This is a genomic window from Leptolyngbya sp. FACHB-711 (assembly GCF_014695615.1).
Lineage (GTDB): Bacteria > Cyanobacteriota > Cyanobacteriia > Elainellales > Elainellaceae > Leptolyngbya_A.
This window is the reverse complement of sequence record NZ_JACJOR010000036.1, coordinates 1-10,116: the sequence shown is the minus strand read 5'-3', so window position 1 is coordinate 10,116 and position 10,116 is coordinate 1. Positions and strand designations below refer to the sequence as shown.

The window sequence follows — 10,116 nt, the reverse complement described above, 5'->3', positions numbered from 1 at the left end:
ACGGCATTAATTGCTTTGCGACGCAGGTCGTCACCATAAGGGGAAGGCATAGGCACTTCTAGACGCTGGTTTTCCCCTAGCCTAGCGTTCTAACCTAATCGCGTAAAGCTATAGGAACCTTTGGATATTTCGACGAACACTTTCAAATTGAATGGGTTGAGCAAACAAGGTTGCCAAGCGCTCGATACTGACACGACGTTCTCGCTGTAACAGGGCGACCAGCATCTTCAAAGCCAGCAATTGGATTGAACTCAGTTGCGCTTGTAGACAAGCTTGATAGAAGGCAACATTTTTGAATTAGGGGTGATTTTTCGGATTCACCCTATTTTTTGGGCTTTGGGTTGTCCCTGTCTACCACCAGCCTTGCATTCTAGCCTCGTTTGTTACCCCCTGAGCAATAACCCCCACCGCTCGACTGCTGAGTGAGCCGAAATCTAAAAAAGCTAAAGAAGCACCTTGAAAGGGCTGGCTCTAACAACTTAATGCCAAGTCAGCACATCAATAATCTGCTGAGCAAGAGTAAGCGGACGGAAGGGTTTGGTAAAAATGGCTGCAACGTCTAAATCGTGAAGATTGTGCTGCTCTGAGGCTTGCACTTTAGCAGTCATCAGGATTACGGGAATGGATTGAGTTTCAGGTTGTTGCTTGAGGTGTTGTAAAGTGGCACGACCGTCCATGTTCGGCATCATCAGATCGAGCAGAATCGCATCGGGGTGATGTTGAGCTGCGATCGCAATTCCTTCAGCCCCAGAGCTAGCAGTGAGAACTTCCCAGCCCGCTCCCATTTGTAGACCGAGTGTTGCGATTGCTCTTACATCTTCTTCGTCATCCACAATCAAAATTTGCTTATTCATCGCAATCCTCTAGCAACCTAATGCTTATAAGGTATCGCTGAATCGGGGAGAAGTCGGGGAAACACGATTGAATTAAGCGTTAAGCGGCAATTCAATATAGAATGTGCTGCCTTGGTTGACGGTGCTTTCTACCCAAATCCTGCCACCGTGCTGCTCGATAATGTTACGGCAAATGGAAAGTCCAAGCCCGGTTCCGCCTTTTTGGCGGGCATCGGATGCATCTACCTGTTGAAATCGCTCAAAGATAGTCTGGATCTGATGGAAGGGAATACCTCGCCCTTGGTCACAAACACGAATACAGACACTTGAAGTGTCAGCTGAACTGTAAGCCTGCATTTGAACGGTTGTTTGAGCGGGTGAGAACTTAATTGCATTACTCAGAAGATTGGTCAAGGTTTGCACAATGCGATCGGGATCAGCATTAAGCAAAATTGACATCGGTTCTGTAATCAATTGAATTTCGGAGCGATCAGCCATTGCTTGCATTTCTTCAGTTGCCTGAGTCATTAAGTCAGCAAGATCGCACGATCGCCAATTCATCGTGATTTTGCCCGAGCGAATCCGTTCGAGGTCGAGAATGTCATTGATTAAACGAATCAAGCGTTCTGCATTTTTTACGCCGATACTGAGAACGTGCTGCCCTTGCTCAGTCAAGCTGCCTAACTGCCCACTACTGAGTAAATCAAGCGACCCCATCATTGAGGTTAAAGGAGTGCGTAGCTCATGGCTGACTAAGGAAATGAATTCGTTCTCCAGACGTTTACGTTCAGTGATGTCGTTCGCAATCAGTAAAGCGTAAGTTGTTCCGTTCAGTTCAATGCGATCAAGGGATAGCAAAATACTTTTGACACTGCCGGAGTGGGTGAGCAGTTCAAATTCTAAGTTGTGAAAGGTTTCGGTTGTTTGAAGACGACGCAGAAAATTCGCTGAATCGTGCCCTAAATGGAGCTGCGTAATCGAATTGCCGATGACTTGCTCCCGTGTGTAACCGCTAATGCTGAGAAAACTAGGGTTCACTTCGATTAATTGCCCTTCAGGAACGGTCACGATCGCAATCGGGTTGGGGCTTTGTTGAAAAATGGTGGCAAATTTTTCCTCTGCGTGTTTGCGTTCGCGAATTTCTTGCTGAAGTTGTTCATTCTGAAATTGCAGTTGATTCTGAAGGCGTCTCAAGGTTAGGTGGGTTTCAATTCGAGCAAGGACTTCTTCGATCTGAAAGGGTTTTGTAATGTAATCTACACCACCTGCTTGAAATGCCTTTACTTTGTCGCTCACGGCTTCTAAAGCACTGATAAAAATGATGGGAATATCACGGGTGCGATCGTCGGCTTTCAGATGTTGACACACTTCGTAGCCGCTCATCTGCGGCATATTCACATCGAGCAGGATTAAATCCGGCGGCATCACTTGTGCGCCTCGGATGCCCGTCGAACCCTTCGTAACGCTACGAACCTTGTAGCCGTGTTCAATCAGCAGGGTCGATAACAGATTGAGATTTTCCGGCGTATCGTCAATGACCAGAATGTCGGCTTTGGGTGTAGGCTCAGGCATTGAAGCATTTCATTGGAACTCCCACCCGATCTTAAGATCAGATCACTAGGATCTAAAGTAACCTCAGCAAAAAAACGGATTTCCCCAATTCATGAGCGAAACGGATTGAGAACTCCCCGGCTTCTCCTCGATCGTTGCCTACAGTAAGGGACATCAGCAAACCAGGAATTAGAGGTTACTATGTTTCATCACATTTCAATCGCCGTGGATCATCCGTTGCACGTTGCTAATGTTCTGGCGGAAGTGTTGCAGGGTCGTTGTTTTCCCTTTCCTCCCCATGAAGGAAGCTATATGGTCATCGTCGATGACAGCTTTGGAACCGGAATTGAGCTTTATCCGGCTGATACTCAGTTAATTCCAGAGCCAGAACAAGTTGGCTTTTCTTCAGGAAATTCTCAAAACTTTACGTCTGTTCATGCCGCGCTTTCGATTTCGGTTTCGCAAGAACAAATTGCACAAATCGCCGATCGCGAAGGATGGTTGGTGCGATTGTGCGATCGCGGTCCCTTTAAAGTGCTCGAATTTTGGGTAGAAAACAAATTTATGCTCGAATTGCTTACCCCCGAAATGGCGAAGGACTATCTACAATTCGTTGCCAACTATGAAGCATTTTTGAATCAGGCTGCGCCCCAGCTTGTTGAAGCTTAGAAATTAACTGGAGCGAAAAGAATCATGATAACAATGGAAAAAGTAGAAGTTGCTCCGCAAGAGACGATGCTGAGTTTGATCGGTGGCTTTTGGATTGCTCGATCGATTTATCTTGCTGCTAAATTAGGCGTTGCAGATTTGTTTGATGATCAACCGCAAACGATCGCTCAACTTGCAGCAGGAACCCAGACCGATCCGCAATCGCTCTATCGCCTCTTACGCGCTTTAGCAAGTGTTGGCATCTTTACAGAAGTGTCCGATCAGCATTTTGCGCTCACTCCATTAGGGGAAACGCTCAAGAGCAATCGTCCTGGCTCGATGCGATGTGCAGCAATGGCACAAATGGGCTATGACCATTCTCTGGGCTGGAGCAATGGACTACATAGCCTAAAGACAGGTGAAATTGCGTTTGATGCCGCAGCAGGAATGCCCATCTGGGAGCATTATGCTCAACATCCTGAAGATGGCAAAGTTTTCTCAGATTCGATGACCAGCATGGGAACTGCGATCGCGCAAGCAGTTGTCGCAAGCTATGACTTCTCTCGATTTAATACGATTGTGGATGTGGGCGGAGCGCAAGGGAGCTTAATTTCTACGATTGTGCGAGCAAATCCCCATCTCAACGGCATTTTGTTTGACTTACCTGAAATCATTGCCAACGTTCAGGTCGATCAGAATATTCAACCTGTTGCCGGAAACTTCTTTGAGTCTGTGCCGACGGGCGGCGATGCTTACCTGATGCGATGGATTATTCACGATTGGAATGATGAAAAGTCTTCGATCATTCTGAAAAATTGCCATCAAGCGATGCCCGATGATGGCAAGCTGTTGCTCATCGAAAGCATCCTTCCACCGGGAAATGAACCCTCTCCAGCAAAGTTCATCGATGTGATTATGCTGTTGATGGCAGGTGGACGAGAACGCACTGAGGAAGAGTATCGATCGTTGTTGCGATCGAATGGGTTTGAACTGACGCGCGTGATTCCGACCCCTTCGTTGCTTAGCATTATTGAGGCAGTAAAAATCTAGCAGAAGTTCAGCCTTCTTGTGCTTCCTGAGAAAGCTCGGCAATTTCGTCAAAACAGAACTTGTAAACCAACTCCGTTAATGCAGTCGCTAGATTAGCGTCTGAAGTCCGTTGAACCAATTGCAAGATTCGGTCAGCATCGACAGCGAGCGAGGCTTGATGCAGTTCTGCAATCCAATCTTGGGGCATTGTCGCTAGCATTGAACGAGTTAACGTTAACTCATGCGATGAATTTTCAATCGGATGTTCGTTATCTTCTTCGTACAGATAGTTCACTCCAAGATGCTCAGCTAGTTTCTCAAATAAGTGAGACTCTCGAAAGGGTTTTGCCAAAAAATCATCGCAGCCAGCCGCCAAAACTGAAGCGCGTTGTTCTTCAAAGGCACTGGCAGTTAATGCCAAAATCTTAGGTCGAGTTTGAGCTGATTCAAGTGCTCGAATTTGCCGAGTTGCCTCATAGCCATTCAGGGTCGGCATTCGCATATCCATCAAAATTAGGTGCGGTTGCCATTGCTGCCATTGTGCGATCGCATCTTCTCCATTCACTGCTGATTGTGTTTCAAATCCCACCATTGTTAACAATTGCTCTACGAAATCTCGGTTCTCAGCCCGATCATCGACGACTAAAATTCGATATTGGGGTTGCTGCGGTGCCAGGTGCAGCACTCGTTTTGAAGTCGAGGTGGGTGCAACTTCTGCCGGATTTGCGATCGCAATTTGAATTTCAAAGGAAAACGTTGATCCTTGTCCCACGGTTGATTCAATGTGCATTTCTCCACCCATCAATCGCACAAATCGACGACTAATGGTTAACCCAAGCCCTGTGCCTTCTCGCAGCTGAGAACCGCTACGGGTTTGGATAAACGGGCGAAATAGCTGCTCAAATTCTTCTGGAGCAATTCCCTGTCCCGTATCTTGGACTTTGAATTGCAGCATTAATTCTGACTGCACCGTTGCTTTTAGCGTGATGCTGCCACTGTCTGTAAATTTCATTGCATTGCTCAGCAAATTGATTAAGACCTGGCGTAGTTTATTTTCATCGGTTTGAATGTACTGAGGAAGATTGGGCGCGATCGCAAAATTCAACGCGAGTTTCTTTGCTTTTGCTCGAATCAAAAACATCTCTTGCAGTGTCTGTAAAAGATGATGCAGATCAAAAGCAACCACATTTAAGGTTGTTCGTCCTGCTTCGATCTTTGACATTTCCAACACATCATTGATTAGATTCAGCAAGTGTTCACCACTGCGATTGATAATGGCAAGGGAATCGCGTTGGCGATCAGGAAGGGCAGCATCGCGTTCTATCAATTGCGAAAAGCCTAAAATTGCATTCAATGGTGTGCGTAACTCATGGCTCATGTTGGCTAAGAATGCACTCTTGGCTAGATTTGCTGCCTCAGCCGCTTCTTTGGCAATGCGTAAATCAGTTTCGGCTTTATGTCTTGCTCGTCCGATCGCGATCAGTTCGCTCACAAGCTTGAGACAGTCAATATCTTCTTGGCTCCAATCCTTCTGAAAATGAACCGTGTCTATTGCTAAAAATCCAGTCACCTGACCTCGATAGATCACCGGAACACCGAGCACCGATTGAATCGACTGACGGACAAATAGCTGGCGCTCGGGTCCTTCTGGTATCGTCTGAACATCAACCGTTTGCAGGGCTTGTCCTGAGAGAAACTGTTGATGCAAATGGGGATGCTCGAAAATGCTTGCCCCTCTTGCTTCAGACGTCAGTGGGGCAATTTCATCCCCACACCATTCGTAAACTAATTGGCATCTCGTCTGGTCAGCGTCATACTCGAAGATTGTGCCTCGCTCTGCACCAATATGACGGGCGATCGATTCTAAAGCACTATGAATCGCAGTTTCTGCATCCTGGTCAATAAATTGCCGAGAAAGAGAGCTAAGTAAATGATCTAACCTGGCTCGACGTTGCAGAGCTTTTTCGGCAGCTTTGCGATCGCTAATATCTCGCACCATCGCTAAAACATGCGGTTTTCCGTTGTAAAAACAGGTGGTTCCTTTAACTTCAACATCAACCAGGCTGCCATCCTTGCGAACATCAACTGCTTCACCACAGAACGGCTGCTTTAAGGTCATTGCTTTGAGAAAGCGATGAAATACCGATATGCTGCCTGGATGAATATACTCTGATGGATGTAACGTCAAAAACTCCTCGTATGAGTACCCATGCATTTGGCAAGTAGCAGGGTTCACTTCGACCACAGTGATTGTGTCAAGATCCATGATGAACAAGGCATCAGTAATCGCCTCAAAGATAGTGCGATACTGTGCTTCTTTCTCCTGTAAGGCTTGTTGTTGAGCTTGCAATAGTGCATTTTGATGCAGCAACATTGCTTCAGCTTGTTTTTGCTCAGTGATATCGGTTTTAGTTCCAATCCATTCTTGAATGTTGCCTCGCTCATCGAGTATCGGTACACCTCGAACCGCGAACAGTCGATACTCGCCAGATGCTACTTGAATGCGTTGCTCTACTTCGTAGACTTTCCCAGAGTTCACTGCTTCTAGCCAAACTTCTGCGGTTGCAGTTCGATCGTCTGGGTGAATACTCTCGAGCCATCCCCAACCATTTGCGCTGACCTGGCTTCGTCCGGTTAGTGCACACCAAAGTGGAATATCTTCCACCACTTCTCCCACCGCGTTGGTCATCCAAACGGCTTGAGCCGTTGCAGTCACGAACGCCCGATAGCGCGCTTCACTCAGACGCAAGGCTTCTTCGGTTAATTTACGATCGTGGATGTCTCGCGCGACGCCAACGATTTGTAATTCTCCGTCCGCTCCAAGAGTCGGCGCAACGTTGACGACTTGCCATCGGTAGCTGCCGTCTTTGTAAAGCGATCGACATTCAGTTCCAGCCACCGGTTCACGGGTCTCGACTATCTGTTGGTTCAGCTTAAAACACGACTCAGCATCGTCAGGATGCAGAAATTGAGGGAATGGTTTACCAATCATTTCTTCGGGCAGGTAGCCCATGACGTTAATAACGTTTGGCGAAACGTAGCTAAAAATCCCTTCTGGTGTATTGACAAATAAAATATCATTTGCATTTTCTACAATGTTGCGAAAGTGTTGTTCGCTGCGTTGCAAAGCCGCCTCGGTTTGCTTACGATCGCTAATATCTCGAAAGAGTGTAATGCGCCCATAGTACTCGCCAGTAGAAGATTTGACTGCTTTACTATGCCGTTCGATCGTCCGCCCATCTCTCAACAAAAGCTCATCGTGAAAGACTTCATCTAGGTTTTGATAAAGCGCTTCGATGCCTGCTAAAAAGGCTTCTGAGTCTTCAAGCTGATCTGCAACCATCTCGGCAATCTGTCGAGAATTTTGAGTTGGCAAAATCTGGGGCAGTCGCCAGATGTCGCAAAACTTCTGATTGTAATCCACGATATTGCGATGTTCATCTGCCACTAAGATGCCATCGATCAACGCTTCTTGTTGGGCTTTTAGTAGAGCATTACTGCGACGAAGTTGCTCTTCAATGGCTTTCTGCGCGGTGATATCTCGCATGATCGTGGAGATAAATTTGAGCGATCCATCTGGGTTTTTATGCGCGACAATGATTTGAGAAGCTGAAATTTCTCGTTTATCTCTCGTGACAACAGCCGTTTCTCCAATCCAGATTCCGTCTCGAAGCGCGATCGGAAAAGCTTCTTCAAGCAAAGCTTTAGCAGCTTCGGGCGGATGATATTCTGAAATGGGTTTCTGTAATAAGTCTTCGGCGTCCCCAAATCCTAAGGTTCGACGTGTAGCCTGATTGGCATAGAGGGTTTTTCCGGTTGCATCGGCAATGCCAATTAAATCCACAGCGGATTCTAAAACCGAAATCAAGTCTTCTCGTTGCAGTTGTTGAGTTTGAGAGGTTAGTGCTTCACTCATGAATCGATCCTTCTAAGCAGAGACTCGCAGTTTGATAGAGCGATCGTAGCGTTAGCCCATCAGTTGGATAGTCCACGACAGCAAAACGATAAATCAGATTCGGAGTTTCAAACCGTTGTTGTTGCAGCATTGCTACGACTTCTGATAATTGCTGCTGAAACATTGCTTTTGTCGTGTGAGAACTGGCAATCATGAATTCACCATTTCTCCAATAGCCAAGAATTTCACCGTTGCAAAAACTAGATTGCAAACATTGCCCAGTTTGTTTGAGAATCTGATTTCCAACCGTGTGCCCCTGCTGAATGTTGATTTGTCTGAGGGTTGGAATATAGAGAATTGCAAGGGAAGTCGTTTGATGATTGTGGAATTGAGCTTCGATCGCTTGACTCGAATAAAACTGATTTGCAAGTCCGGTAATCGAATCTTTGGTGCTCAACGTTTGTAACAATCGCAATCGCTCTAACCGTTGTGTAAGCCGTGAAAGTAATTCTTGCCCCACAATCGGTTTTACAACATAGTCATCGGCCCCGGCTGCAAAGATTTGTTGAACGGTTGCAGTATCTTGATGAGCGGTAAGAAAGACGATCGGTAAACTTTGCCAGGTTGGATTTGCTCGAATCGCCTGACAGAGCGCAACTCCATTCATCTGCGGCATTTCGACATCCAGAATTAGCAAATCGGGATTGATCGCTGATAAAACCGTCCAAAATTGTAGCGGATTATCGATTCCGGTAAGGCACATTCCCCAAGGTTCAAGGAGTTGTTTCAAGGTGGCAAGAATGATCGGATCATCATCGACTGCTAGAACTGCCCAAGAGCGGAGAGACTGTTTAGATCTCCCACTATGGAGAACTTTAGATTCAGAATCCCTCATTTCTGGAGAATTTAGAGGGCTTTCCCCGGTTTCAACCGGACCCGAAAGATTCAGAATATCGCCCAGGCGCCGAACCAGTGATTTCGTAGAGATTTCTGCTTCAGCAGATCGCACTTCTTCCGCTGGTAATTTGGCTTGTTCTTCAAACTGTTTTTCAAGCTGTCGGGCAATCTGTGTTCCTTCATCGCAATTGAACATGCCTAAAACACCCGCTAACTTATGAGCCGCGTTTTCTGCTGCTTCTCGCAGTTCAATCGATAAGGGGGAAGTATGAGCTGCTTGATGCAGTACCGCGAATCGTTCTTCCATTAACCCGCGATACTGTTCCCAAAGCTGTGCAAGCTGGCTGTCATAGGACTGCGTGGATTGTTCCGGATTGGCTTCAATTCCTTCGCGTAATCGATATCCCAATCCATACACGTTCTCAATCCAATTAGCTGCACCTCCTGCTTTTAGCTTCTGCCGCAATCCTTTAATGTGGGATTTAACGCTTTCTTCTTGGGGCGGATCATCAAACGTCCAAAGGTGCTCGATGATGTCTCCACAACTAAAAACGCGACTGGGGTGGCGCAAAAACAATTCGAGCAAACTATACTCTTTCGGTGTCAGCGGCAGTAGTTTCTCAGCATAGGTCACTTGGCACGCTCGCGGATCGAGCTGTAATTTGCCAACCGTCAAAACTGGGCTTGCTGCTACCGTTCCCCGCCTCAACAAGGCTCTAACTCGGGCTTGAAGCTCTCCCAAGTCGAACGGCTTTGCTAAATAGTCATCTGCTCCTGAATCTAAGCCTCGAATCCGATAGGTGCTGTCATCTTTGGCGGTCATTAACAAGATTGGGGTTCCACAACCGCGATCGCGAATTCTCTGGCAGAGCGTGATCCCATCTAATTTAGGCAATCCTACATCGATTAAAATCAGGTCATAAGTCGCGCTCTCAACGCATTCCCAGCCAATCGCGCCATCCTCTGCTGCGTCTACTGCATAATGATGTTCACTCAGCGATTGTGTAATCGCATCTGTCACGATCAAATCATCTTCAACCACTAAAACCCGCATACCTATCGCTTACCTAACCCTAAAGTGATTGTAAGGTAGGTCATCCTGCGTCTTGAAGCATTCTTACAAGAACGCAACAATCGAGCAAGCATAAATTATAGCCCTACGCAACAGAGATAGGACAGTAACATAGAGGCTAGAAGAGAGTTGGGAAATGGTCATGTCCGCCCCCTACAGCTACGACCTCCGCACTAAAGCAATCGAGGCAG

Annotated in this window: 6 protein-coding genes; 2 read left to right on the top strand and 4 right to left on the bottom strand. The window is 46.7% G+C overall.

Annotated elements, in window-relative coordinates; translation table 11 throughout:
• Positions 1-479: 479 nt before the first annotated feature.
• Positions 480-854 (bottom strand): response regulator, encoded by a 375-nt coding sequence (locus H6F80_RS00615; protein WP_190789686.1) that lies wholly within the window; start codon positions 852-854, stop codon positions 480-482.
• 72 nt (positions 855-926) lie between these two features.
• Complete coding sequence (locus tag H6F80_RS00610; RefSeq protein WP_190789685.1) at positions 927-2,405, bottom strand: ATP-binding response regulator; 1,479 nt, start codon at positions 2,403-2,405, stop codon at positions 927-929.
• A 180-nt stretch (positions 2,406-2,585) separates the two neighbouring features.
• On the opposite strand from H6F80_RS00610, the gene H6F80_RS00605 reads away from it, so the two are divergent.
• Positions 2,586-3,053 (top strand): hypothetical protein, encoded by a 468-nt coding sequence (locus H6F80_RS00605; protein WP_190789684.1) that lies wholly within the window; start codon positions 2,586-2,588, stop codon positions 3,051-3,053.
• A 33-nt stretch (positions 3,054-3,086) separates the two neighbouring features.
• A complete protein-coding gene (locus H6F80_RS00600) occupies positions 3,087-4,082 on the top strand; it encodes a methyltransferase (RefSeq protein ID WP_190789683.1) in 996 nt (331 codons plus the stop codon).
• A 7-nt stretch (positions 4,083-4,089) separates the two neighbouring features.
• On the opposite strand, the gene H6F80_RS00595 is transcribed toward H6F80_RS00600, so the two are convergent.
• Together H6F80_RS00595 and H6F80_RS00590 are read right to left on the bottom strand one after the other, a co-directional pair.
• A complete protein-coding gene (locus tag H6F80_RS00595) occupies positions 4,090-7,977 on the bottom strand; it encodes a PAS domain S-box protein (protein ID WP_190789682.1) in 3,888 nt (1,295 codons plus the stop codon).
• The gene (locus tag H6F80_RS00590) at positions 7,970-9,907 is read right to left on the bottom strand and encodes a response regulator (RefSeq protein WP_190789681.1); all 1,938 of its coding nucleotides are present in this window, start codon (positions 9,905-9,907) and stop codon (positions 7,970-7,972) included. Before H6F80_RS00590 ends, H6F80_RS00595 begins: the two co-directional genes overlap by 8 nt.
• Positions 9,908-10,116: the final 209 nt, after the last annotated feature.

What these genes read in the sequence shown, in the direction of transcription:
- H6F80_RS00615 (WP_190789686.1), bottom strand. Translation starts at nt 854, where the DNA reads ATGAATAAGCAAATTTTGATTGTGGATGACGAAGAAGATGTAAGAGCA.
- H6F80_RS00610 (WP_190789685.1), bottom strand. Translation starts at nt 2,405, where the DNA reads ATGCCTGAGCCTACACCCAAAGCCGACATTCTGGTCATTGACGATACG.
- H6F80_RS00605 (WP_190789684.1), top strand. Translation starts at nt 2,586, where the DNA reads ATGTTTCATCACATTTCAATCGCCGTGGATCATCCGTTGCACGTTGCT.
- H6F80_RS00600 (WP_190789683.1), top strand. Translation starts at nt 3,087, where the DNA reads ATGGAAAAAGTAGAAGTTGCTCCGCAAGAGACGATGCTGAGTTTGATC.
- H6F80_RS00595 (WP_190789682.1), bottom strand. Translation starts at nt 7,977, where the DNA reads ATGAGTGAAGCACTAACCTCTCAAACTCAACAACTGCAACGAGAAGAC.
- H6F80_RS00590 (WP_190789681.1), bottom strand. Translation starts at nt 9,907, where the DNA reads ATGCGGGTTTTAGTGGTTGAAGATGATTTGATCGTGACAGATGCGATT.